This is a genomic window from uncultured Pelagimonas sp., from assembly GCF_947498515.1.
Classification (GTDB): Bacteria; Pseudomonadota; Alphaproteobacteria; order Rhodobacterales; family Rhodobacteraceae; genus Pelagimonas.
Genome location: NZ_CANMKO010000012.1, coordinates 109,022 through 133,184, shown reverse-complemented (window position 1 = coordinate 133,184; position 24,163 = coordinate 109,022). Strand labels below are relative to the sequence as shown.

Here is a 24,163-nt window from a genome sequence, read left to right as displayed (position 1 = left end):
TCGTCCTGCGTGGAGGCACTTAAAATGATGATTACAGATGTTGAGTTTAGCGGATTTCGCAACGACACGCCGGACGGCGCAACCCATGGGTCAATATCCCTAATCGCGGGCGACACGCGGATAAATGTACCGCTAACTCTGCCCCGCCGGGTCGAGATTGGTAAAAGCCAACACCGATTGTTGCTCTTGGCCGAGGCGCTGCGCCAAACCCGCCATATGCCGGAATACCGCGCCAAGGGGGCTTTGCGTCTTGCACCAAACCTTTTGCCGTCTGGCATCCGCGCCTGATGTCTTGACGAATGGGGTTTCGCCCCTCAAAAGGAGGCCGTTTGCTTAGCGAAAGGTCCTGCTCCCATGTCTCTTCCTGCCAATGATGATCGCCTGATTGTTGCCCTTGATGTTCACAATGTCCTTGCGGGCATTGATCTGGTGCAAAAGCTGGGGGACAGCGTCTCCTTTTATAAGATCGGGCTCGGGATGCTTACGGGTGGTGGTTTGGCGCTCGCAAATGAGCTTAAGGCAGAGCATGGCAAAAAGATCTTCTTGGATATGAAGTTCTTTGACATCGGGGCCACGGTCGAGGCCGCCGTGCGCGGTATTGCCCAGTTTGATCTCGATTTTCTAACAGTCCATGGCGACCCTCATGTTGTGCGCGCCGCCAAAGAAGGCGCGGCCGGTACCGATTTGAAGATCTTGGCCGTTACCATCCTGACCTCTCTTGACCGCAATGATCTGGACGCCTCTTTGATCCAATCCGGTGACATTCCCGATCTTGTTGCGACACGCGCCGGACGCGCTTTTGATGCCGGGGCTGATGGGGTGATCTCTTCGCCAAACGAGGCGGCGATGATCCGCGCCCTTCCCGAAGCCGCTGGTAAATTAATCGTCACCCCAGGTGTACGCCCAGCCGGGGCCGACGTTGGCGATCAAAAGCGTATCGCGACGCCCGCTGCTGCTATTGCAAATGGTGCCGACCACATTGTCGTTGGTCGCCCTATTCACCAAGCAGACGACCCGCGCGCAGCCGCCCGGTCGATCGTTGCTGAACTAAATCAGAGCTGATTTTTCAATTGGAAGGGCCCAAAGGCGCGCCGTCTTTCAAATAGGTGCTCAAAATCTCTGCAAAATGCGGAATGGCTTTGGGATGGGTGACAAACTCATCGGGTGGCATCGCTTGCCACCCGGCCCCTTCATCACCAAAAACCACCTTTTTCAACGACGCTTCGGGCAGATGGGCGGCAAAAAACCAACTGATTTGGTCGCCGTGTTCACGAACATGAACCAAGGTTAAATCGGCAACCCTCAATTTTAGGCCGATCTCTTCTTCGGCTTCCCTGATCGCACAGGTTTCTGGGCTTTCACCGCCTTCGCGGCCGCCGCCGGGAAAATCGAGACAGCCCGGGAAGACTATCCCCGGCGTTTCATCCCGCCAGAGCGCAATCAAATGTGGCCCGGTGAAAACCATCACCTTGGCCCCCGCAAATATGTCTCGCAATCGTTCCATATCTCAATTGTCGTTGATATCTGTGTCCCAAATCTTGACCTGACCTTTGCGTTCCCCAGCAAGTTTGCGCATGACAAACCACGCAACAAGCGAGCACACGGCAAAGATCAAAAGGGCAACGGGAAGCGACGTCACCAACCCGCCACCAATGGCGAGGATCACAGCGACGGCAATCGCCCCGACACCAAACCCAAGGAACACAAAACCCGGCGCAAACACCTCAATGATCAACAAAACAATGCCCGCTCCGGCCCAAATCCACCATTCTTGCCACATCATTTACGTCCTTTCAGCATCTGAAACGCGTCGCCAAAGGCATCAAGAGCATTTGATGGCAAGAGAACGGTCTGCTTGCCTTCTCCTTCCCCGACTTTGATCAAGGCTTCGACCTGCTTTAATGCCACCTGATACTGCGCCGCCTCGATACCGTTTTCCTTGATCGCTTTGGCCACGACTTCGGTTGCATAGGCTTCGGCATCCGCCGACACCCGACGGGCTTTGGCGGCTTGCTCTGCGGCATAAAGCTCGGCGTCGGCCTGCAATTCCACCGCCCGGCGTTCGCCTTCGGCCTCGGTCACTTGGGCCCGGCGTGCACGCTCGGCGTTGAGCTGTTGCAACATCGCGTCGCGCGTTGCCTGATCAAGGTTCACATCAAGAATCTCTGCACGCGTCACCTCGATCCCCCAATCATCCACCGCATCTTCGACGCTTGCTTTGATCTGCGAAATCAACTGAGAGCGGTTCGATTGAACCTCGTCTAGCTCCATCTTACCAATCTGGGCCCGCACGATCCCGGCAACGGTAGTGGCAATTGCCCCATCAACGTCGCGAATTCGATAAACCGTCTTTTCAGGTTCAAGAATGCGGTAGAACACCGAGGTTTCGACCTGAACAAGCACGTTGTCCGTCGTAATGGCGTCTTGTTGAGCGTTGGGTAGCTGTCGCTCGAGGATCGAAATTTTGTGACGGACCCGATCTAAGAAAGGCACAATAAAGTTGATGCCCGGCCCAAGAACCGAATGTAGCCGGCCAAACCGTTCCACCACATGCTTTTCCGATTGTGGGACAATCCGCACCCCCAGAAGAACCAGAACAATGACAAAAACAGCCAACAACAAAATGACGGAGTTGCTGCTGGAAAACTCAGCGAGGATGGTTTCGATATCCATAAAATTTCTCCTGAAAACAAGTGTCACCAAGATGGGGGTTTTTGTGGAAATTGAAAGCCCTGATAACCTGACCCTGATTGCTGTGGCCCCCTTCAACAGGTAGAACAGGCACATGCCGTCACTGTGCCGAGATTGTCTGACACCGTTTGAAAACGGAGCACGCTGCCCATCTTGTGGTCGGCCGCGGATCATTGCGCATCCCGAATTATGGGAGCTGTCGATTGCGCATATGGATTGTGACGCCTTTTACGCCAGCGTTGAAAAACGCGACAACCCTGAATTGGCGGACAAGCCTGTAATCGTTGGCGGCGGGCGGCGCGGCGTGGTTTCTACGGCGTGCTACATCGCCCGAATGCGCGGTGTTCGTTCGGCCATGCCAATGTTTCAGGCCTTGAAAAAGTGCCCAGACGCCGTTGTCGTCAACCCCCGCATGGAAGTCTATGTCGAAACCTCCAAGGCCATCCGCGCGATAATGGAGGAGATGACCCCGTCAATTGAACCCCTGTCATTGGACGAGGCGTTTATGGACCTGACTGGCACGGCACGTTTGCATGGGGTTCCACCGGCGATCATGCTAGCCCGGTTGGTCAAACGCATGAAAGAAGAGCTTGGCGTTACCGGCTCGATCGGGTTGTCACACAACAAATTTCTGGCGAAAATCGCTTCGGACCTTGATAAACCCAACGGGTTTTCGGTGATTGGCGCGGCTGAAACCGAAAGTTTTCTGCGCCCTAAGCCCGTACGGCTCATCTGGGGTGTCGGCTCGGTCACTCAAGACGCGTTGGAGCGGTCTGGCATTCGCACGTTTGAGGATTTGCTACGCTGGGAGCGCGAAGACCTGTCGCAACGGTTTGGGTCGATGGGCGAACGGCTTTGGCATCTGGCGCGTGGTCGCGATCATCGCAGCGTCAAACGCAATGCTCCGATCAAGTCGATCTCAAACGAAACCACGTTTTTCGAAGACACCGGTCATCTCGACATTCTAGACGGACACCTTTGGCGCTTGTGCGAAAAGGTGTCCGATAGGGCCAAGGCGCGCGGCCTTGCGGGGCGTGTCGTAACGCTCAAGCTCAAAGACTCGAAATTCAAACTGATCACCCGGCGTGTCACGCTCCCCGATTCCACCCAAATTGCCGACCGGATTTACCGCACGGCGCGGGCTTTGTTTGATCAGGTGCCCGGTGACGGCCCCTATCGTCTCATCGGTGCGGGACTGTCCGATTTGGTGCCCGAAACCGACGCCGACCGGGCCGGGGATTTGCTTGACCCAAACGCCGGAACCCGTGCCAAAGCCGAACGGGCCACCGATGAAATCAGGGCCCGCTTTGGGGACAACGCTATCGTTAAGGGCCGGTCGCTGCGTTAGGAACCGCGCGACAAAAGCTGGTCTTCTTCGTCAATCGCATCAAAACCGAGCGCTTCTAACCCGCCTTCGAGATTGTCGACCAAATGTGGGGTCCCGATCAAGTAGTCGGCGGTCGGCGTCGACGCTTCGGCAAGCGCCGTGTCAAAGGCCTCTTGCAGCTCCTCGGCCTCAAACGCCCCGCGCCCGATCCACATCACAGCAACTAGGGCGGCTTGTTCTTCTTCATCCATGCGGTCGATAAAGGCGCGCAACTCCCCTTCGGCACGGGCCAATTCACGGGCCATCACGATGACAGCGGCAACTTTGCGAACGCCAAGTTTTCCACCAATACTTCCCATGTCGCGTCTCCTGAAAGGTTTATGACTGTTCTGCTCAGGGATTTTGCGACGTGGGGCAAAACCGCGCCTTGATCTTGCGCAAGTCAGATCGCTCACTTCTATGACAAGCGACGAAGGTCTGATCTGAACCCAAATTGCTGACTATCTGCGATGTAGCGAATGCCCGCTTAGAAACACTTCCTGAAAAATTCCGCCACTGATCTTGAACCGACTCGGTTGAATGTCTAATTTTATGCCATGTCTGAGGCAGCGCGCCTCACTCAATGGAGATTTTATGAAAGAGCCCCGGGCCTAACGCCCGTTCCTGGCGAAGCAAACTCAGGAACACCAACATTGATGGGAACACTCACGCGCAACGCTGAGTGCCCTGTTTCTGTACTTTCGTAAAATCGAGACACCCCAATGAATATTTCAAAGCACGAACAGCGTGTTTTGCATGAACTCGCGCTCGGCGGGTCCATCCATCATGAACGTTTGGAAAACGGAAAAATCCATGATGTGACGCTCTACACCCGCAACGGACATGTGTTGGAAGACTGCACCGTCAACGTATTTAGTCGCCTTCTGAAACGACGCCTCGTTCATTCAAAGGATGGCCGACCCTACAGGGCAACCGCCGCCGGGATCAAAGCCGTGCGCGCCCAAATGAACCAACGATAGGAGAAAACAATGAAACACCCTGATATTGGCGCCATTCTAGACGTTCATAGATTGGCATTTGGCGAAGCAGAAGGCGCTGAAATCGCACAGCTCGCCAAAGGCCTCCTCAATCACCCGGATACGATCTCAGTTAGCGCCGAGCGCGATGGGAAGATTGCGGGCAACGTGCTGTTCACGCCGTTTACTTTCAAGGATCACCCGGCCACCAAATGCCACCTGTTAGCGCCTTGCGGTGTGTTGCCTGAGTATCAAGGTCGCGGAGTTGGAAAGGAGATCATGGAAACGAGCATCGCCCAACTGAAATCCACTGGAACAGACGCAGTGTTCGTGTTGGGCGTGCCGACGTTCTACCCAAGGTACGGTTTTGCCCCGACGGACAAACAGACGCCCTACCCTGACTTGCTGACGGTGGCCGAAGCATGGATGGCTCTTGAACTGACCCCCGGATCAGTCGAGAATCTGAACGGCCAAACGATTGCGATCCCGCAGTTTATGCACCCACATTGGTGGGATACATCGGGGCATGGATAACAGACCATCTGCAAGCAACCAGACATTCACAGCTTTTCCCTATCAGAAAAACTGCTCCACATCAGAGGTGCCGCAAATATAGTGCTTGCGACTTTCCCCAAGCAAAAAGGGCGAGGAAAACCCCGCCCTTTCATCCGGCCGTATGGCCCTTACTTCTTACGTTTCTTCGGCGGCATCAGGTCGGTGATGGTGCCTTCGAACATTTCGGCGGCAAAGTTCACCGTTTCCGACAGGGTTGGGTGCGGGTGGATGGTGTGACCGAGATCAACCGCATCCGCGCCCATTTCAATTGCCAGCGCCGTTTCCGAGATCAGATCACCGGCGTTGGTGCCCACGATGCAGGCCCCGATGATGCGGTCATCGCTTGGATCAAACAGCAGCTTGGTCATGCCTTCGCTACGGCCATTGGACAGGGATTTGCCCGACGCGGCCCATGGGAACACGCCTTTTTCGTAAGCAATGCCCTTGGCCTTGGCCTCTGTCTCCGTCACGCCACACCACGCGACCTCGGGGTCGGTATAGGCCACCGATGGGATCAGTTTGGCGTCGAAATGGCGCTTGTGACCGGCGCAGACTTCGGCGGCAACTTTACCCTCGTGAACCGCTTTGTGCGCCAGCATTGGCTGACCGACCACGTCACCAATCGCAAAGATATGCGGCTGGCCGGTGCGCTGTTGGCTATCGACGGCAATAAAGCCGCGATCGTCCACCGCCACACCCGCCTGATCAGCAGCGATCAGTTTACCATTGGGCTTGCGGCCCACGGCAACCAAAACCTTGTCGAAGGTGTCGGAAAACTGCTCGCCTTTATCATCCTCAAAGGTGACCTTCATACCAGCGTCGAGCGCCTCAACAGCCACAACCTTGGTCTTGAGGAAGATGTTTTCGTAGCGACCTTTGATGCGGGTCATCAGCGGTTTGACAATGTCTTTGTCCGCGCCGGGGATGATCTGATCCATTAGCTCAACCACAGTGATTTTCGCGCCCAAAGCATCGTAAACACAGGCCATTTCGAGGCCGATGATACCGCCACCCAGAACCAACATCCGCTCTGGAACGTCCTTGAGTTCCAACGCGCCGGTGCTGTCGATCACCCGGTCATCTTCGGGGATAAACGGCAAGGCAACCGGTTCGGAACCGGCGGCAATGATGCATTGATCAAAGGACACGGTTGTTGTGCCATCGGACCCCGTGACCGAAATCATGTTCGGGCCGGTGAACGTCCCGAAGCCACGCACGGTTTGAACCTTGCGGCCTTTGGCCAACCCGTCCAACCCGCCGGTCAACTTGCCAACAACGCTGTCTTTGAACGCGCGTAGCTCGTCCAAGTTCACCTCAGGCTTGCCAAAACTCACACCGTGTGACGACATTTCCTCGGCCTCGGTGATCACCTTGGCCACATGCAACAACGCCTTGGAAGGGATGCAGCCCACGTTAAGGCAGACGCCGCCAAGACGGTCATCCTTCTCGATCAGCGCAACCTTTTTACCAAGGTCCGCGGCCCGGAACGCCGCCGTGTAACCGCCCGGGCCAGAGCCCAGAACGACAACTTCGGCATGCACATCACCGGCACCGGTAGCTGTGCCCGTCGCGGCAACACTTGTCGGCGCGGCAGCGGGGGCTGGTGCAGCTTCGGCTTTGGGGGCCTCGGCGGCACCTTCGCCTTCGAGGACCAAGATCAAAGACCCTTCGGAGACATTGTCCCCTTCGGCAACCTTGATCTCTTTGACCACACCCGCGGCGGGGGATGGCACTTCCATTGTGGCTTTGTCGGATTCCAGCTCGATTAGCGGATCTTCCTGCGCAACGGTGTCACCCACCGAAACCAAGATCGCCACCACGGGAACCGCATCGAAATCACCAATATCTGGTACTGTAACGTCCATGGTCATTCCCCTTACCACATCAACTTGCGCATATCGCCAAGCAGCGTCTTGAGCGTCACGCAGAAGCGCGCGGCCAAGGCACCATCGACGGCACGGTGGTCATAAGACAGCGAAAGTGGCTGCATCAGGCGTGGGATGAACTCTTCACCATTCCAAACCGGTGCCATTTTGGAGCGGGTCAGACCAAGGATCGCGACCTCGGGTGCGTTCACGATTGGCGTGAAGGATGTCCCGCCAATACCGCCCAGAGATGAGATCGTGAAGGTCGCGCCCTGCATGTCCTTGGACTTGAGGTTGCCCTCACGCGCCGCTTTGGACAGGCTCATCAGCTCTTGTGAAATCTCAACAAGACCTTTGCGATCCGCGTCTTTGATCACCGGAACCATCAAACCGTTTGGCGTATCTGCCGCAAAACCGATGTTGTAGAAATCCTTTTTGATCAGCTTGTCACCATCCGGGTGGATCGAGCTGTTGAATTCCCAATGTTCCTTGAGCGCCGAGACCGATGCCTTGACCACAAAGGACAGCAGGGTCACCCGATAGCCGTTCTCTTTGGCATGCGTGTCCATTTCCTTGCGGTATTTATCAAGGTCGGTGATGTCCGCTTCGTCGTTATGCGTAACATGCGGAATATTGAGCCAGCTGCGATGCAGAGCCGGGCCAGAGATCTTTTTGATCCGCGCCATTTCCACATCTTCGGTCGGGCCGAATTTGGAAAAATCGACAACCGGGATCGGTGGAATACCCATTCCGCCTTGCGCAGCGGCAGAGGCCACTGGCGACACGCTGGATTTCAACGCTTTTTCGATGTCTTCGCGCAGGATACGACCCTTGCGACCCGATCCGTTGACCTTGTTGAGATCAACTTCAACCCGGCGGGCAAAGGCCCGAACCGATGGTGACGCATGCACCTTGGAGAAACCCGCATCCGTCACCGGAGCAGCCGCCACGGGGGCCGGTGCCGCAGCGGCCGGAGCTGCTGCAGGAGCCGCCTTGGGTGCCTCGGCCGGAGCAGCAGTTGCGCCGCTGGCCTCGAGGATAAGCACCAAAGCGCCTTCCCCTACTTCGTCACCTTCGGCAACCTTGATCTCTTTGACAACACCGGCGGCAGGCGATGGAACTTCCATCGTTGCCTTGTCGGATTCGAGTTCAATGATTGGGTCTTCTTCGGCAATTGTGTCGCCGACGTTGACCAATACGGCAACAACGGGAACCGCGTCGAAATCACCGATATCGGGAACTTTTACTTCAATAGTCATAGTTTATTCCTCCTATCCGCAATCACACAAGACGCGGGTTCGGCTTTGCGCCGTCAATGTCGTATTTTGCCAAAGCTGCTTTCAGGTCTTTCTCGCTCACCACGCCATCGCGGAAGAGATCGACCATGGCCGCCGCTGCGATGTGGTTTGCATCCACCTCAAAGAACCGGCGCAGGTTCACGCGGCTGTCTGAGCGGCCAAAACCATCGGTGCCCAGAACTGTGTAGCGACCCGGCACACAGGCGCGGATTTGCTCGGCGTAGTTCTTCATATAGTCGGTGGCGGCGATGATCGGCCCTTTGGCATTGGCGAACTGCTGCGCCACAAAGGACGTTTTCGGCTCTGCCAGCGGGTTCAGACGGTTGTGGCGGGCCACATCCTGACAGTCACGCGCCAATTCGTTCAGCGAGGTCGCCGACCAAATATCCGAGGTCACGCCAAAGTCTTCCTTGAGCATTTCAGCCGCTTTGATCGCCTGAACGAGGATCGTGCCCGAGCCCATCAGGTTCACATGCTTTTTCGCCGGTTTGGCGGTTTTGGTCATGCGATAAAGGCCTTTGATGATGCCCTCTTCGGCCCCCATCGGCATTTCAGGATGGCTGTAGTTCTCGTTCATCAGGGTTAGATAGAAGAACACGTCCTCTTGATCCTGATACATCCGTTTCATGCCGTGCTGAACGATCACCGCAACCTCATAGCTAAAGGTCGGGTCATAGCTGATGCAGTTTGGAACGGTGCCCGCAAGGATGTGGGAATGCCCATCCTCGTGCTGCAAGCCTTCGCCGTTCAACGTTGTCCGACCAGCGGTCCCACCAAGCATAAAGCCACGCGCGCGGCTATCGCCCGCCGCCCAAGCCAGATCGCCGATCCGTTGGAAGCCGAACATCGAGTAATAGATGAAGAACGGGATCATCGGCACGCCGTGGTTGGAATAGGACGTCGCCGCCGCGATCCAATCGGCCATAGCCCCGGCTTCGTTGATGCCTTCCTGAAGAACCTGACCGGTTTCAGATTCCTTGTAGAACATCATCTGGTCACGGTCTTCGGGGGTGTATTGCTGCCCCTTGGGGTTATAAATCCCAACCGAGCGGAACAGCCCTTCCATGCCAAATGTACGGCTTTCGTCAGGCACAATCGGCACGATGTTTTTGCCGACTTTCTTGTCACGCAACAGCGTCGTCAAGATACGCACAAAGGCCATGGTGGTCGAAATTTCGCGATCACCTGTGCTTTCCAACTGGGCTTTGAACTTATCCAACTCAGGGATTTCAAGCGCAGGTGCGCCGGTAAAGCGTTTGGGGAATTCCCCGCCCAAATCTTTGCGACGATCCGCAAGATAGGCCTTTTGCGCGTTGTTCAACGTGACAAACGGCACTTTGCCTTTCAGGTCTTCGTCGCTGACCGGAATGTTGAAACGGTCGCGCATGGCCTTGAGTTGATCTTCGGCCATTTTCTTTTGCTGGTGGGTGCTGTTCTGCCCCTCACCGGCGGTGCCCATGCCGTAACCTTTGACGGTTTTGGCAAGGATAACGGTCGGCTGACCCTTGGCTTCAGTCGCCCGTTTGAAGGCGTTGTAAACCTTCTTCGGCTCGTGACCGCCACGGCGCAGCGCCCAGATTTGATCATCGGTCCAGTCTTTAACCAGCTCGGCAGTTTCCGGGTATTTGCCAAAGAAATGCTCGCGAATATACGCGCCATCTTTGGATTTGAAGGTCTGGTAATCGCCGTCAACGGTTTCTTCCATCAACTGACGCAGCTTGCCGCTGGTGTCATTTTCCAGCAGTTCATCCCAGCCTTTGCCCCAAAGCAGTTTGATCACATCCCAGCCAGAGCCGCGGAAATTCCCTTCAAGCTCTTGCACGATTTTGGAGTTGCCGCGCACCGGGCCATCCAAACGCTGCAAGTTGCAGTTCACAACAAAGATCAGGTTATCGAGACCTTCGCGCGCCGCCAAATGGATCGCGCCAATCGATTCCGGCTCGTCCATTTCGCCGTCACCAAGGAAACACCATACCTTGCGGTCTGCCATGTCGATCTGGCCACGGTTGTGCATGTATTTCATGAACCGCGCTTGATAGATCGCCATCAACGGGCCAAGCCCCATCGAGACCGTTGGAAACTGCCAATAATCCGGCATCAACCATGGGTGCGGATACGAGGAAAGACCGCCACCCGAAACTTCGGAGCGGAAGTTTTCAAGCTGCTCTTCGGTCAGACGCCCTTCCATAAAGGACCGCGCATAAATGCCGGGGATCACGTGACCTTGGAAAAACACCAAGTCGCCACCGTGGATCGCGCTTTTGGCACGCCAGAAGTGGTTCAGCCCAACGTCGTAAAACGCAGCGGAGGAGGCGAAGGAGGCAATATGCCCGCCGTATTCGCTGCTCTCTTTGTTGCGGCGCACCACGGTCGCCATCGCGTTCCAACGGTTGATGGTGCGGATGCGCCATTCCATGTCGGTGTCGCCGGGCATCTCAACTTCGTCATCCGTCGAAATAGTGTTTTGGTAGGGCGTCGTCGCCGAAAATGGCAGTTTCGCACCGGCCGCGCGGGCCTGCTGTACAGCCTTATCCAACAGGAAATGGGCACGATCTGCGCCGTCACGCTGGATGACGTCTTCGACCGCCTCCTGCCATTCCTGGGATTCGACCGGATCAATATCTTGGGAATGATCTGTCATATGTCCTCTCCCTCATATGCGCCGCTGGCGCGTCTAATTGATTTAACATTAAATCAATTGGCGTATTGCCGCGAATACAGGAAGGTTACCCAAAGCGAGCACCTTCTGCAATCGCGTTGGGATTGTGATCTAACAGGTCAAGCGACGTCACGGCAGATATGCAGACGCATAACATCCATGCGCCACGCGCATAGCAATAGTTTAACGTTAAACTTTAGATCATTTCTAAGTCAGGAATGTTCTGGCAACGTCACAACATTGCTTGGTTCGTCTTGCCCAAGCTCTTCAAAATCAAAATTATCCAACCGACGCGCACGTTTACCTGCCTTGTCGGAACTGATTTTGATCTCTTCTATGTCCTTAGCCGCCTGACCGAAATGCCGATCAAGGTTGCCAACACGCGTTCCCAAGCGCTCAACATCCCCTGACAACAGCCCAAGTTCTTTGCGAATGGCCCCAGCCTGTTCGCGCATGCGTGCATCTTTGAGAATCGCCCGCATCGTGTGCAGAGTCGCCATACATGTCGTCGGTGACACAATCCAAACGCGTGCCGCGAATCCCTCACGGACCAAATCGGGGAAGTTTGCGTGCAATTCGGCATAGACCGCTTCGGACGGCAGGAACAACAACGCCCCGTCCGCAGTTTCGCCATCAAGGATGTATTTCTCGGAGATATCTTTGATGTGTTTGCGAACCGACGTCTTTAACATCCGCGCCGCTTCGACAACCTGACTGTCCGTCGTGGCGTTGCGCAAGGCCTCATACCCTTCGAGCGGGAATTTCGCATCCACCACAATGGGGCCGGGCGGATTGGGCAAATGGATCAAACAGTCGGCCCGCTTGCCATTTGATAGCGTCGCTTGCAGCGTATAGCTATCCTTGGGAAGCGCCTTGGACACGATATCCGTCAGCTGAATTTCCCCAAAGGCACCGCGTGTCTGTTTGTTCGACAAGATATCTTGAAGCGTCAGGACATCGCCGGACAGCTTGGTAATATTTTCCTGCGCTTTGTCGATTGTTTGCAAACGTTCCTGAAGCGCCGACAAGGACGTCGCGGTGTTTTTGGCACTACCTGTGAGCGCGACACCCATCTTTTCTTGCATGTCGGTCAAAGAACGCGCTGTCTTCATCTGAAGATCGGCCATATTCTCTTGCAACCGCATTTGATTTTGGCCCAGCGTTTCAGACAGTTTGAGCTGCTGTGCCGCCATATTGTCAGACAAAGACTGCGTCATATGCGCAAGGTTTTCGCCGGTGTTCCGCTGAACTTTGGACAAGTCCTCGTGCAACCTGAGCTGCACCTCCCCAAGACGTTGCTCCATCAAAACAGTCACTTGCGTCGCCGCTTGGGTTTGTTGATGCGCGACGGAATTCAGGCTGCCTTCGAGTTGCCCTTGTCCATTGGCCAGATGTTCAACCCGCGTCGACATGTCGGTCAATGCATGCGCCAGCATTTCCGCCGTGTGCGCCGTTTGGCCCGCGCGGCGCAGGCTAGACATCAGCAGGATCAGCATCAACAGCAAGGCAACCCCTGCTGCCATAACCATAAGAACCAGAGGATCCTGCAACGAATACGTCTGCTCACCAAGTTGGATCATGTGCGTCCAAACAACCTTTCGATATCGCTCAGTTTGAGCTCAACATACGTAGGGCGACCATGGTTGCATTGGCCGGAATGCGGCGTGGCTTCCATCTCGCGCAAAAGCGCGTTCATCTCTTCGGCGCGCATCCGACGGCCCGACCGGATCGAGCCATGACAGGCCACGCGGCTTAAGATCGCTTCGACCTTTTCGCGGACAAGTTGGCTTTGCCCGACCTCGGACAACTCATCCAAAATATCCAGAATAAGCGCCTTGGCGTTGACCTCACCCAAGATCGCCGGAGTTTCACGCACCGCGATCGCATCACCGCCAAAAGGTTCGATCCTAAGCCCCATTTGGGCCAGATCATCAGCAACCGCCAATATCTGTGCCTGATCATCAGGTGACAGATCAACAACTTCGGGGATGAGCAAAGCCTGAGCCGCCACGCCGTTTTCTGCCATCTGGTTTTTGAGTTTTTCATAGACCAGCCGCTCATGCGCAGCGTGTTGATCAACGATTACCATCCCGGTTTCGGTCTGGGCGATGATATAGTTTTCATGCACCTGCCCTCGGGCGGCTCCTAGCGGCAGACCTTCGTCGTTTTGGATAGCTTGAGGATCAGCATCAACCGGATCAACCACACGGGCCGAATAGCTTTGCGCCAAATCCGAAAAGCCCGGGTTCACTGGCTGCGGGGCCTGCGCCTGATAGGCGGCGGTGCGTGCGCCCAGGGACGGGCGATCCATCTGATACACCCGCGGCTCTGTCACTTCGGGCCGCATCGCGCCCAATGTCATGTCCGCCACAGTCGTCGACGCCCGGTGCCCCGCTTCGGCCAAGGCGTGTCGCAAGCTGGAAACGATCAGGCCCCGAACAATACCGGGATCGCGAAACCGGACTTCGGATTTCGCCGGGTGCACGTTGACGTCAACCTTATGCGGGTCACAATCGACAAAAAGAGCAACAGCCGGGTGGCGATCGCGCGACAGAAAGTCGTGATAGGCCCCGCGCAACGCCCCAATTAGCGTTTTGTCGCGCACCGGACGCCCGTTGACAAACAAATGCTGCGCCACCGCCGTTCCGCGCGAATAGGTCGGCAAAGCCGCATAGCCGGTTAGGCGAAATCCTTCGCGCTCGGCATCAATGGCAAGGGCATTTTCGGTGAATTCCGTTCCCATGACACGGCCCAAACGCCCCCGCAGCGCATCAAATAGATCGCCGTTTTCGGCCTCAACCCGAAATGTCACACGGTCTTTGCCACCCGACACGTCGCGCAACGTAAACCCAACCGAGGGTTCCGCCATCGACAGGCGTTTGATCACATCGGTGATCGCCATGGTTTCCGAACGGTCGCTGCGCAGGAATTTCAACCGCGCTGGTGTGGCGAAAAACAAATCGCGAAGGGTGACAATCGTCCCACCATTAAGCGCACAGGGTTTGACGGCGGACATCTGACCGCCTTCAACGCTTAGCTCAACGGCGTCAAATCCATGAGCCCGGCTTTGAATGGTCAAACGCCCGACCGCGCCAAGGCTTGGCAAGGCCTCCCCGCGAAACCCAAATGAGTGAATGTTTAACAAATCCGAGCCGTCGATTTTGGACGTCGCGTGGCGCGACAGGGCCAGAGGAAGCTCATCACCGGTCATCCCACAGCCGTCATCGCTAATGCGGATCAGGGTTTTACCGCCATCGGCGATCTCAATCTCGACCCGGCGCGCGCCTGCATCAATAGCATTTTCCACCAGCTCTTTGACCGCCGAAGCAGGGCGCTCAACCACCTCACCAGCGGCGATACGGTTGATAGCTGCATCGTCCAGCTGGCGGATAACGGGGCGCATATTGGGGGCTTGGGTGTTCATGCTACTAAATTTAGCAGACCCATTGCGATTCTGGAACGCAGAAAGAACAAAACGCGCACTCTATCAGCCGACGCATTCAAAGCAATAATTGTCCAAAAGTCGCATATCAGATGTAAGATAATTTCCTTAACGTTGATCTTGTAAGATTTGTAACGAGCAGTGCACAAGCAGGAGCATCCACATGCCAGTTAACTTGATCACCTACGAAGCTATCTCAAATATCTACGGCGCGGCCTTTGCCAAGACTTGGTTCCGGCCCTTCTCGCCCGTCCGCAAACCTTAACCGCCTGTTGCCGCCGCATACCAATCCCGGATTGCGGCGCGCTCCTCCTCTTCCATCCATGATAAATTGGCCGGCGGCATCGCCCGGCTGAGCCCGGCGTGCATGTAAATTGCGCGGGCATTTGTAGCGATGTGCGCTTCGGTGTCTAAGCGAATGCCCTTTGGGGCCCATAGCAGGCCGTCCCAATTCGGCTCTTCTGCGTGGCACATAGAGCACCGCCCCATAACAATGTCTTGAACATCCTCAAAACCGTCCGCCTGTGCAAAACGTAGCGCCGGACCCGAGGCTTCTTCGGGGGCGTCCCGCCACATCGGCGCGGTCGACAAAGCCATCACCAAAATGAACAGGATCGCCGTGGCCGCCCATGTCCACCACGGCGTCCCCTTGCGGGAATGCATCGAGTTAAAGAAATGCCGGATTGTGACGCCCATCAAGAAAACCAAACATGCGATCAACCACGTGTACTCCGTGCCAAAGGACAGCGGGTAGTGGTTTGACAGCATCATGAAAATAACAGGCAAAGTCAGATAGTTATTGTGTGTAGATCGTTGCTTGGCGATCTTACCGTATTTCGGATCAGGGGTGCGCCCGGCAATCAAATCCGCAACAACGATTTTCTGATTAGGGATGATGATCATAAAGACATTTGCGCTCATCACGGTGGCGGTAAACGCGCCAAGGTGAAGCAAAGCTGCACGGCCCGAAAACACACTGGTGTAGAATATCGCCATCGCGACCAGAACAACGTAGAGGGCAACCATCAGGGCGGTTTGATTTGCGTTCACAAACAGGTTGCACAACCCGTTATAGACCAGCCAGCCAAACACCAGTGACGCAATGGAAATCGCAATCGCCTGCCACGCGCTAAGCTCCATTACAGCTGGGTCAATCAGGTAGAATTCCGCGCCGAGGTAGTAAACCAAGGCCAGCAAAGCAAAGCCTGAAAGCCAAGTCGTGTAGCTCTCCCATTTGAACCAAACCAAATCCGCTGGCATTTGATCCGGAGCAACCAAATATTTTTGGATGTGGTAAAACCCACCACCATGCACCTGCCATTCTTCGCCATCCGCGCCGGTGGCCAGATTTCGGTCACGATGCAAGCCAAGATCCAAAGCAATGAAATAAAACGAAGAACCGATCCAAGCCATCGCTGTGATGACATGCAGCCACCGCACAGCAAACTCTGCCCAGGCACCCATTGCAGCCAAATCATACATCGCGGTTCTCCCTTTTGAACCCAAGGCTATACGGATCGACGTTTCAAGTTTATCCATATAATCACAACACACTTTCAATTCTGTCCAGAAAAAGCAGCCCCAAATCGACCATGGCCTATATCGACAACATAAAAATGTTCGTGCGTGTCTATGAATTGGGCAACATGTCCGCCGCCGCACGCGATCAACGCACGTCCCCGGCGGTCGCGTCGTCTCGCATTGCCGAGTTGGAGCGCCATTTGGGCGTGCGGCTTTTCAATCGGACCACGCGCGCCCTACACGCCACTGAACATGGTCGGTTGTTTTACGACGGTGCCCGCAACATTCTGGAATCTATTTCCGAGGCCGAAGGCACGGTGATGGAAGCAACGCAAAACCCTCGCGGCACGCTATATATTGCGGCTCCGCTTGGGCTTGGACGGCGGGTGATCGCCCCGACGATTCCTCTGTTTCAGCATCAGTTCCCCGAAATCGACATCCGCTTGCGCCTATCCGACCGGCTTGTTGATGTGACGGCAGAAGGGCTAGATCTTGCTTTTCATCTTGGCACCTTGGCCGATAGCGATCTCAAAGTGCGCGGCATTGCCGAATGTGAACGCCTGCTGGTCGCATCCCCGAACTACGTTGCCAAGCATGGGTCTCCTGCGGATGGCGAGGCCTTGATCAGAGACAAACATGCCTGTTTGAACCTGCGTTTTCCCGGCGCTCAGGAATTCCAATGGACCTTGGGAACCTCTGATGGACCAAAGCGTTACGAGATATCCGGCCCGCTTGAAAGCGACGATGGGGACGTCTTGACCGATTGGGCTGTCGCGGGGTGTGGAATCATTTTAAAGCCACGTTTCGAAATCGCACATCACTTGACCGGCGGTAGCTTGATCCCCGTCGCGACGGCAACGCCGCCCTATCCGGTGCAACTTGCCTGCTTGTCACCTTCGCGCCGACATCGCGACCCGAAGGTACAGGTTTTTACCGAGTTTATGGTGCAGAAATGCAAAGAGGCCCTCAGGCAGGCCGAGGTAGTTTAATCCTCAACCATTAGGTTTTGTTCCTGCAAAGCGACCAGAGTTTCATCTAGGCTTTGCCGCGCACGGTCGATCAAAATATCAATCTCTTCGCGTGAAATAACCAAGGGCGGCGAGATGATCATCCGGTCCGCGACATGGCGCATGATCAGGTTGTTGTTGAAACACCGCTCGCGGCAGATGAACCCAACGGTCCCAGCCTCGGCCGCAAAGGGCGCGCGGGTGGCCTCGTTTGGCGTCAACGCAAGCGACCCCATCATACCGACAATCTTGGCCTCTCCCACCAAAGGGTGATCAACCAGTGCTTCGAATTTTTCCTTTAGATACGGGCCAGTATCGTCCCGAACCTGCTCAATTACCTTTTCCTCTTCCAATAGGCGAAGGTTTTCCAAGGCCACGGCACAGGCCACGGGATGCCCGGAATAGGTGTAGCCGTGGTTGAATTCGACGCTGCCGATCACTTCGGCGACCTCGTCACAGACGAGTGATCCGCCAATCGGTTGGTAGCCAGAGCTTAGCCCCTTGGCGATTGTCATGATGTGCGGGCGCAGGCCCAAGGTTTGAGACGCAAACCAATTCCCGGTCCGGCCAAACCCGCAAATCACCTCGTCTGCAATCAACAAGATACCGTATTCTTCAACGATCCTCTGCACTTCTGGCCAATAGCTATCGGGCGCAACGATAACGCCACCCGCCCCCTGCACGGGTTCGGCGATAAAGGCACCAACCTTGTCCGGCCCAATCTCAAGAATCTTTTCCTCAAGCTGGCGCGCCCGTTCAAGACCGAACTCTTCGGGGCTAAGATCGCCCCCTTCGGCCCACCAGTTGGGTTGATCGATATGTTCGATCCCGTCCAAGACGCCGCCCTGAGCGTGCATGCCTTTCATTCCGCCAAGGCTCATCGCCCCCACGGTTGAGCCGTGATAGCCATTCCAGCGCCCGATAATCACGGTCCGCTCTGGCTGCCCTTTGGCCTGCCAATATGTACGAACCATGCGCAAATTTGTATCATTTGCCTCTGATCCGGACCCGGCAAAAAAGACGTGGTTCAAGTCACCGGGGGCCAACTCGGCCAGTTTGGCCGCCAGCGCAATCGCCGGCACATGGCTGGTTTGGAAGAAGGTGTTGTAATAGGGCAGTTCCTGCATCTGACGCGCGGCGGCGGCGGCAAGTTCATCGCGACCATAGCCGATATTCACACACCAAAGCCCGGCCATCGCGTCCAAAATGCGGTTGCCATCGCTATCCGTAAGCCAACATCCCTCGGCCCGTGTCACAATGCGCGCGCCCTTTTCACCTAACTCGGCGTTGTTGGTGAACGGGTGCATATGGTGGGCGGCGTCAATGCGGCGCAATTCTTCGGTCGGGGTGTTGGTGGACAAAATGGTCATGAATCGGGCCTCTGATACGGGTCGCGACCAGAATATGATCAAATTCCAAACTGTCAATCTCAGCGATCACCGGAACTATTGCTTTGCGAATTCTCCTACAACGGGTATTCAGCCCGCAACCAAGGATTAACCAGTGCCAAACTCGCCATCAGACCTCCGCCATTGCCTCAGCGCCGTTTTGCGCTGTGCTTTGGTTGTGGCGGTGGCTATTGGCCTTTTGCTACCGCGCATGTCCGCCGTTTTGGCCGAAGTGCTACCCGGCGTGCAGACCGTGGTTATTTGTACCGGTTACGAAATCACCACGTTGACCCTTGGACCGGACGGCAACCCGATTGAAACCGATGTCATCGCCACGCCGCATTGCACCTTGGGCGACGTTGTGGAAACGATGGAAACGCCGACGCCCGAATGGGTGGCTTTGGCGGCTCCGGACACCATTCACCCCCCAGTTTTGTTGCACCCTGAAGCGGATCAGGATCGCCTGAACCAACTTCGCCTGTCACGGGCCCCGCCCCGGTTGAACTAACTCTCACCTCAACCAACCCCTTAATATGACAGGAATACCTGATGACCGATGCAACCGTATCGGCTTTGCCCGAGTCGCGTGCGACCACTGGCGGAGCCTTTTATCGACTGGTGTGGAAGTGGCACTTCCTCGCCTCACTCTATGTCCTTCCCTTTATGATCATGTTGACGATCACCGGCGGGATTTATCTTTTCAAACCGCAAATCGAAGAGGTGATTTATGCAAGCCGCCTCAACGTCGAAGCGACCGGCGACACATTGCCTTATGAAACCCAAGTCGCCGCCGTGACCGAGGCCGTAGGCATAAAGCGACTGCGCGGCGTTACCATCGAAGACACGCCGGGCCGCGCGACATTGATCGAGTTTAACGATGCCAACAACACCCGCAGCTACGCATGGGTAAACCCCTATACTGCCGAGGTTTTGGCCATCACCCCGCGCGACGAAACCGCGATGCGGATGCTCAAGAAATTCCATGGCGAATTGCTATTGGGCAGCACCGGCACAAAGTTCGTCGAACTGGCCGCGCATTGGGCCATCGTCATGTTCATCACTGGCCTTTATCTGTGGTGGCCACGAGGGCAGCGTAGCCTTGCCAAAGCCGTGTCTTTGCCATCGGGCAAGGGGCGATCATGGTGGCGGGAAACCCATATGTTCACTGGGTTTCTTGCCGCGATCCTTGTGATCCCCTTGCTGATTTCCGGCCTGCCGTGGACGGATGTTTGGGGCGGCGGCTTGTCGTTTGTTCAGGAACAAACCGATCAACAAAGCAAAAGCCTCCGCTTTGGCGGTGGGGCACCGAAATCAACGGCGTCTAGCGGTGAAACGCGAACCTATGCCGAGATTTTTGACACCGCCAAGTCCGAAGGTCTTGCCGCCCCTTATGAAATGCGCCCGCCCAAAGGCGATACCGGGGCCTATTGGATCAGATCGGCAAGCCGCGATCGCTATGAGCAGACCGAGTTGGTGATTGATCAATATAGTGGCGCGGTGCTTGCTCGTGTGGATTTCACCGATAATCCCGCAATCGCTCAGGCCGTTGCGCTGGGAGTGTCGTTCCATCAGGGCGAGCTTTATGGCTGGGTCAACCTTGCGCAAAACGTGCTTGCCGCTGTTTTGGCCTTTGTTCTGGCCATTTCAGGCATGGTTGCGTGGTGGAAACGCAAACCCGCAGGGTCGCTTGGCGTTCCTGCCGCGCCGGAACCTGCCTTTGGGTTTGGCATGGCCATTTTGGTCGTTGCCTTGATGATCCTGCTGCCGCTCATGGGGGCGTCTCTGATCCTTGCCTTGATACTTGATCAGGTTATTTTTCAACGCCTTGGCTGGTTCAAATCCGCTATGGGCTAGTCATTGGGGCGCTGGATATGTGTCGCGTAATTCGTAACCAGGCGTGTGTAACTCGTCCCTTTGTCAGTCCCTACGCACCCCTTTAGTTTCACGAGTGATCCAGCCTCTAATCCTGATCCGGCAGAATAGACTGTCGGATCAGGTCCATCCCCTGCACCACATCCTCGCGCATGGCCTGCGCTGTTGCCTCGGCATCCTTGGCTTGCAACGCGTTCAAAAGCTCTTTGTGGCGATCAGGAAGGTTTCGGGTGCCAAATTGCCCGCAAACAATCCGCAATGATGGCCCAAAGCGAAGCCACAATCCATCAACCATAGAGGTCAAGATCGGGGCATCGGCAATGGAGTTCAATGCCCCATGAAATGTGTGATTCTCTTTGAGGTAAAGCGGCACGTCTCCCCGCTCAATTGCCTCGTCCAACCGCGCATCAATGGTGGCCAACTCCGAAATTTCTTCGTCCGAAACGCGCAATACCGCCCGTTTCGCCAAGATTGGCTCAAGTGCAAGACGCGCTTCGGTCAGCTCTGAAACTGCGGGCAAATCAAGCACTGGCACCATGATCCGCCGGTTGCCTAACGCTTGGAGTGCGCCCTCGGCCGTTAGGCGGCGAAGCGCCTCACGGACCGGGGTCATACCAGCCTCAAGTTTGGCGACAAGCCCTTGAATAGTCAGAGGTTCCCCAGGTTTAAATTCGCCGAACAAAATCGCATCCCGCAAATCGCGATACACTTTTTCATGCGCCGGAATTCCTGCGGTTTCTACCTTGCCTGCCTCGGAATTCATCACTTGCCGTCCCCCTAGACGATTTACCTTTCGACACCCCTTGCGCCGGTCATTTCTGCGTGGAAGCATCGCCGAAGTTGCTTTGTAACGCAACTTATGATCAAAATATTCAGAGACGGGGCGCGCAACGACCCCGCGACCAACGGGAGAATGAGATGACCAAGACACTCACCACCTTGACCGCCGCCTTGGCACTGGTCGCCGGTATGGCCAGCGCCGACGAGGTTCGGGTTTACAACTGGTCCGACTATATCGACGAAGCTCTGCTGAAGAAATTCGAAGAAGAGACCGGCCTGACCCTTATCTATGATGTGTTTGATAGCAACGAGTTGCTGGAAACCAAAATGCTGGCCGGTGGATCCGGATATGACGTCGTCGTTCCCACCGGAAGCTTTATGCAGCGTCAAATTCAGGCGGGCGTGTTTCAGCCCTTGGATAAGTCCAAGCTCGGCAACTACGGCAACCTATGGGATGTCATCCAAGACCGCACCGCGCGGTTTGACCCCGACAACACCTATTCGATCAACTACATGTGGGGCACCACCGGCCTTGGCGTGAATACGGCTAAGGTCAAAGAACTGCTAGGTGATGACGCGCCAATCGACAGCTTGGCCTTGGTGTTTGACCCGGCAAATATGGAAAAGCTCGCGTCTTGCGGCGTACATTTCCTCGACGCCCCGGATGAGATTTTCCCGGCCGCTCTGACCTATCTGGGTATTGATCCCAACACCCACGAAAAGGCCGATCTTGAAAAAGCCGCCGAGCTGATGGAAGCCGTTCGCCCGCATATTCAGAAATTCCACTCGAGCGAATATATCAACGCTTTGGCCAATGGTGACATCTGTGTTTCGGTCGGCTGGTCCGGGGATGTGCTTCAGGCCCGTGGCCGCGCGGAAGAGGCCAAAAATGGTGTTGAAATCGCCTATAACGCCCCCAAAGAAGGCGCGTTGATGTGGTTTGACATGATGGCCATTCCAGAGGATGCGCCCAACGCCGAAGGTGCGCACAAGTTCCTGAACTTCATTTTGGATGCCCAAAACATGGCTGCCGCGTCGAACTATGTGTTTTACGCCAACGGTAACAAGGCCGCGCAAGAGCATCTTGACCCGGCGCTGATTGATGACCCAGCGGTTTATCCATCGCCCGAAGCCCTTGAAACCACCTATATCAAGGACCCCTATCCGGCCAAAGTTCAGCGGACGGTCACCCGTCTTTGGACACGCGTTAAATCGGGCGTCTAAGCCTTTGACATGACAAGCCCGCTCCCGGTTGGGGGCGGGCCATATTGCCGGGAAATCATATGGCGCAGACTGTTTTTGCCCCTTGGAACGACCCCAAGGAAAAGCCCCTGATCGAATTTGTGAATGTGACCAAGCGTTTTGGCGACTTCACCGCAATCGACAACCTGTCTCAGAAAATCTACGCGAAAGAATTCTTCGCGCTTCTTGGTCCGTCGGGCTGTGGCAAAACCACGATGATGCGCATGCTGGGCGGGTTCGAAACACCGACCTCGGGCAAAATTCTTTTGGCGGGACAAGACATTGGGGCGGTACCGCCGAACAAGCGCGCTGTGAACATGATGTTTCAAAGCTACGCTTTGTTTCCGCATATTTCGGTCTGGGAAAACATCGCGTTTGGCCTGAAACGTGAAGGCATGGCCAAAGTCAAGATCGCGGCCCGCGTCGACGAAATGCTACGCCTGACGCGACTTGAAAAGTTTTCAGGCCGCAAACCACACCAAATTTCAGGTGGTCAACGACAGCGCGTGGCGCTTGCCCGATCTTTGGCGAAAGCACCGAAGTTACTGCTTTTGGATGAGCCCCTTGGGGCGTTGGACAAGAAACTGCGTCAAGAAACACAGTTTGAACTGATGGACATTCAGGAAAGCACCGGAACCACCTTTGTCATCGTGACCCACGATCAAGAAGAGGCCATGACCGTGGCCAGCCGCGTGGCGGTGATGGATCACGGAAAGATTGTTCAGGTCGCGACACCGGATGTGATATACGAGGCCCCAAACTCGGTTTATGTCGCTGATTTCATTGGGGATGTGAACCTGATCGAGGGAACGGCCAAAGCGCGCAAAACCTCAAACACGACCAAGCAACTTGCAGCACAGCCCATTGCTGAACCGGAGGTTTCGCCCAAACCAGAGCCTTCCTCGGACCGCAAGCCACAACCGAATGAACGCGGCGAATGGCTTCACGATAAACTGTTGGAACCGGTTTTGGGCAAACGGGCAGCGGTACAAAAAACTGTCGCAACCGCGCCGATTTCCGAGACGGCCACCTCTGTAGCACCAGCGCCAAAACCGTCCGACCTTCCGGACGGCGGTTTGGAAATAGCTTGGTTGGACAACGGCAAGCCCCTTATCGCCAGCAACGCAGACCCATCGCTTGATGGGGCTAAGGTTGTTCTCGCTCTACGGCCTGAGAAACTCAGCATTTCGACCGAAGAACCCGATGCCGCCAATGTGCTGCGCGGCAAGGTGATCGACATCGCTTATCTCGGCAACATCTCGACCTACTATGTGCAGCTAGAAACAGGCACAATGGTCAAAGCCCAGATCGCCAATACGCGCCGTGTCTCGCGCCGGGATATCACCTGGGAAGATCAGGTTTGGCTTAGCTTTAGGGCCACAGCGGGTGTTGTGTTGGAGCAAGAGGCATGAAGCAGCTGGTCTCCTCCCCCCTCAATCTGGCCACCACCCAATTTTCGTGCACGAAAATTGCAAATTCCTTGCAAGGAATTTGGGCACC

The 24,163-nt window shown here is 55.7% G+C and carries 22 protein-coding genes; 10 read left to right on the top strand and 12 right to left on the bottom strand.

Going from position 1 to position 24,163, the window contains the following annotated elements; genetic code table 11:
* Nucleotides 1–24 precede the first annotated feature (24 nt).
* A complete protein-coding gene (locus Q1A43_RS19780; protein WP_299929318.1) occupies nucleotides 25–288 on the top strand; it encodes a hypothetical protein in 264 nt (87 codons plus the stop codon).
* Nucleotides 289–354: 66 nt separating this feature from the next.
* On the top strand, nucleotides 355–1,062 hold the full coding sequence (gene pyrF, locus Q1A43_RS19775; RefSeq protein WP_299938123.1) for an orotidine-5'-phosphate decarboxylase: 708 nt from the start codon (nucleotides 355–357) through the stop codon (nucleotides 1,060–1,062).
* A gap of 4 nt (nucleotides 1,063–1,066) precedes the next feature.
* On the opposite strand, the gene Q1A43_RS19770 is transcribed toward pyrF, so the two are convergent.
* Genes Q1A43_RS19770 through Q1A43_RS19760 form a run of 3 tightly spaced genes read right to left on the bottom strand, consistent with a single transcriptional unit; the run spans nucleotide 1,067 to nucleotide 2,673 of the window.
* Complete coding sequence (locus Q1A43_RS19770; protein WP_299938120.1) at nucleotides 1,067–1,504, bottom strand: NUDIX domain-containing protein; 438 nt, start codon at nucleotides 1,502–1,504, stop codon at nucleotides 1,067–1,069.
* A gap of 3 nt (nucleotides 1,505–1,507) precedes the next feature.
* A complete protein-coding gene (locus tag Q1A43_RS19765; protein WP_299938117.1) occupies nucleotides 1,508–1,783 on the bottom strand; it encodes a hypothetical protein in 276 nt (91 codons plus the stop codon).
* Entirely contained in the window at nucleotides 1,780–2,673 is an 894-nt protein-coding gene (locus Q1A43_RS19760) for an SPFH domain-containing protein (protein ID WP_299938114.1), read from the bottom strand. Before Q1A43_RS19760 ends, Q1A43_RS19765 begins: the two co-directional genes overlap by 4 nt.
* Nucleotides 2,674–2,785: 112 nt before the next feature.
* Here Q1A43_RS19760 and Q1A43_RS19755 point away from each other — a divergent pair, with 112 nt between their 5' ends.
* Complete coding sequence (locus tag Q1A43_RS19755) at nucleotides 2,786–4,039, top strand: DNA polymerase IV (protein WP_299938111.1); 1,254 nt, start codon at nucleotides 2,786–2,788, stop codon at nucleotides 4,037–4,039.
* Here Q1A43_RS19755 and Q1A43_RS19750 read toward each other — a convergent pair.
* The gene (locus Q1A43_RS19750; protein WP_299929300.1) at nucleotides 4,036–4,377 is read right to left on the bottom strand and encodes a DUF3775 domain-containing protein; all 342 of its coding nucleotides are present in this window, start codon (nucleotides 4,375–4,377) and stop codon (nucleotides 4,036–4,038) included. The genes Q1A43_RS19755 and Q1A43_RS19750 overlap by 4 nt on opposite strands.
* Before the next feature lie 402 nt (nucleotides 4,378–4,779).
* Between Q1A43_RS19750 and Q1A43_RS19745 the strand changes: the two genes are divergently transcribed.
* A complete protein-coding gene (locus Q1A43_RS19745) occupies nucleotides 4,780–5,037 on the top strand; it encodes a YjhX family toxin (protein WP_299929297.1) in 258 nt (85 codons plus the stop codon).
* A 9-nt stretch (nucleotides 5,038–5,046) separates the two neighbouring features.
* Complete coding sequence (locus Q1A43_RS19740) at nucleotides 5,047–5,568, top strand: GNAT family N-acetyltransferase (protein WP_299938108.1); 522 nt, start codon at nucleotides 5,047–5,049, stop codon at nucleotides 5,566–5,568.
* Between the two features lie 149 nt (nucleotides 5,569–5,717).
* Here Q1A43_RS19740 and lpdA read toward each other — a convergent pair whose 3' ends face one another.
* The 6 genes from lpdA to Q1A43_RS19710 all read right to left on the bottom strand — a co-directional run bounded on the left by lpdA (nucleotide 5,718) and on the right by Q1A43_RS19710 (nucleotide 16,335).
* The gene (gene lpdA, locus Q1A43_RS19735) at nucleotides 5,718–7,454 is read right to left on the bottom strand and encodes a dihydrolipoyl dehydrogenase (protein ID WP_299938105.1); all 1,737 of its coding nucleotides are present in this window, start codon (nucleotides 7,452–7,454) and stop codon (nucleotides 5,718–5,720) included.
* A gap of 11 nt (nucleotides 7,455–7,465) precedes the next feature.
* Nucleotides 7,466–8,713 carry a dihydrolipoyllysine-residue acetyltransferase gene (gene aceF, locus Q1A43_RS19730; protein ID WP_299938102.1) on the bottom strand — a complete coding sequence of 416 codons (1,248 nt, stop codon included), beginning with the start codon at nucleotides 8,711–8,713 and terminating at the stop codon, nucleotides 7,466–7,468.
* A gap of 22 nt (nucleotides 8,714–8,735) precedes the next feature.
* Entirely contained in the window at nucleotides 8,736–11,393 is a 2,658-nt protein-coding gene (gene aceE / locus Q1A43_RS19725) for a pyruvate dehydrogenase (acetyl-transferring), homodimeric type (RefSeq protein WP_299938099.1), read from the bottom strand.
* A gap of 230 nt (nucleotides 11,394–11,623) precedes the next feature.
* Nucleotides 11,624–12,991 carry a DNA recombination protein RmuC gene (gene rmuC / locus Q1A43_RS19720; protein ID WP_299938095.1) on the bottom strand — a complete coding sequence of 456 codons (1,368 nt, stop codon included), beginning with the start codon at nucleotides 12,989–12,991 and terminating at the stop codon, nucleotides 11,624–11,626.
* Nucleotides 12,988–14,835: a DNA mismatch repair endonuclease MutL gene (mutL, locus tag Q1A43_RS19715; protein WP_299938092.1), complete on the bottom strand. Its 1,848-nt coding sequence runs from the start codon at nucleotides 14,833–14,835 to the stop codon at nucleotides 12,988–12,990. The genes rmuC and mutL overlap by 4 nt, the downstream gene beginning before the upstream one ends.
* Nucleotides 14,836–15,114: 279 nt before the next feature.
* On the bottom strand, nucleotides 15,115–16,335 hold the full coding sequence (locus Q1A43_RS19710; protein ID WP_299938090.1) for a urate hydroxylase PuuD: 1,221 nt from the start codon (nucleotides 16,333–16,335) through the stop codon (nucleotides 15,115–15,117).
* A 110-nt stretch (nucleotides 16,336–16,445) separates the two neighbouring features.
* Here Q1A43_RS19710 and Q1A43_RS19705 point away from each other — a divergent pair, with 110 nt between their 5' ends.
* The gene (locus Q1A43_RS19705) at nucleotides 16,446–17,363 is read left to right on the top strand and encodes a LysR family transcriptional regulator (protein WP_299938087.1); all 918 of its coding nucleotides are present in this window, start codon (nucleotides 16,446–16,448) and stop codon (nucleotides 17,361–17,363) included.
* On the opposite strand, the gene Q1A43_RS19700 is transcribed toward Q1A43_RS19705, so the two are convergent.
* Entirely contained in the window at nucleotides 17,360–18,751 is a 1,392-nt protein-coding gene (locus Q1A43_RS19700; RefSeq protein ID WP_299938086.1) for an aspartate aminotransferase family protein, read from the bottom strand. The genes Q1A43_RS19705 and Q1A43_RS19700 overlap by 4 nt on opposite strands.
* A gap of 133 nt (nucleotides 18,752–18,884) precedes the next feature.
* Between Q1A43_RS19700 and Q1A43_RS19695 the strand changes: the two genes are divergently transcribed.
* Nucleotides 18,885–19,277 (top strand): hypothetical protein, encoded by a 393-nt coding sequence (locus Q1A43_RS19695; RefSeq protein ID WP_299938083.1) that lies wholly within the window; start codon nucleotides 18,885–18,887, stop codon nucleotides 19,275–19,277.
* A gap of 41 nt (nucleotides 19,278–19,318) precedes the next feature.
* Entirely contained in the window at nucleotides 19,319–20,623 is a 1,305-nt protein-coding gene (locus Q1A43_RS19690; RefSeq protein ID WP_299938081.1) for a PepSY domain-containing protein, read from the top strand.
* Nucleotides 20,624–20,729: 106 nt separating this feature from the next.
* On the opposite strand, the gene Q1A43_RS19685 is transcribed toward Q1A43_RS19690, so the two are convergent.
* Complete coding sequence (locus Q1A43_RS19685) at nucleotides 20,730–21,404, bottom strand: GntR family transcriptional regulator (protein WP_299938079.1); 675 nt, start codon at nucleotides 21,402–21,404, stop codon at nucleotides 20,730–20,732.
* A gap of 155 nt (nucleotides 21,405–21,559) precedes the next feature.
* Between Q1A43_RS19685 and Q1A43_RS19680 the strand changes: the two genes are divergently transcribed.
* On the top strand, nucleotides 21,560–22,645 hold the full coding sequence (locus tag Q1A43_RS19680) for a polyamine ABC transporter substrate-binding protein (protein WP_299929262.1): 1,086 nt from the start codon (nucleotides 21,560–21,562) through the stop codon (nucleotides 22,643–22,645).
* A 59-nt stretch (nucleotides 22,646–22,704) separates the two neighbouring features.
* Nucleotides 22,705–24,075, top strand: coding sequence for an ATP-binding cassette domain-containing protein (locus Q1A43_RS19675; protein ID WP_299938077.1), 1,371 nt, complete (start codon nucleotides 22,705–22,707; stop codon nucleotides 24,073–24,075).
* Nucleotides 24,076–24,163 lie beyond the last annotated feature (88 nt).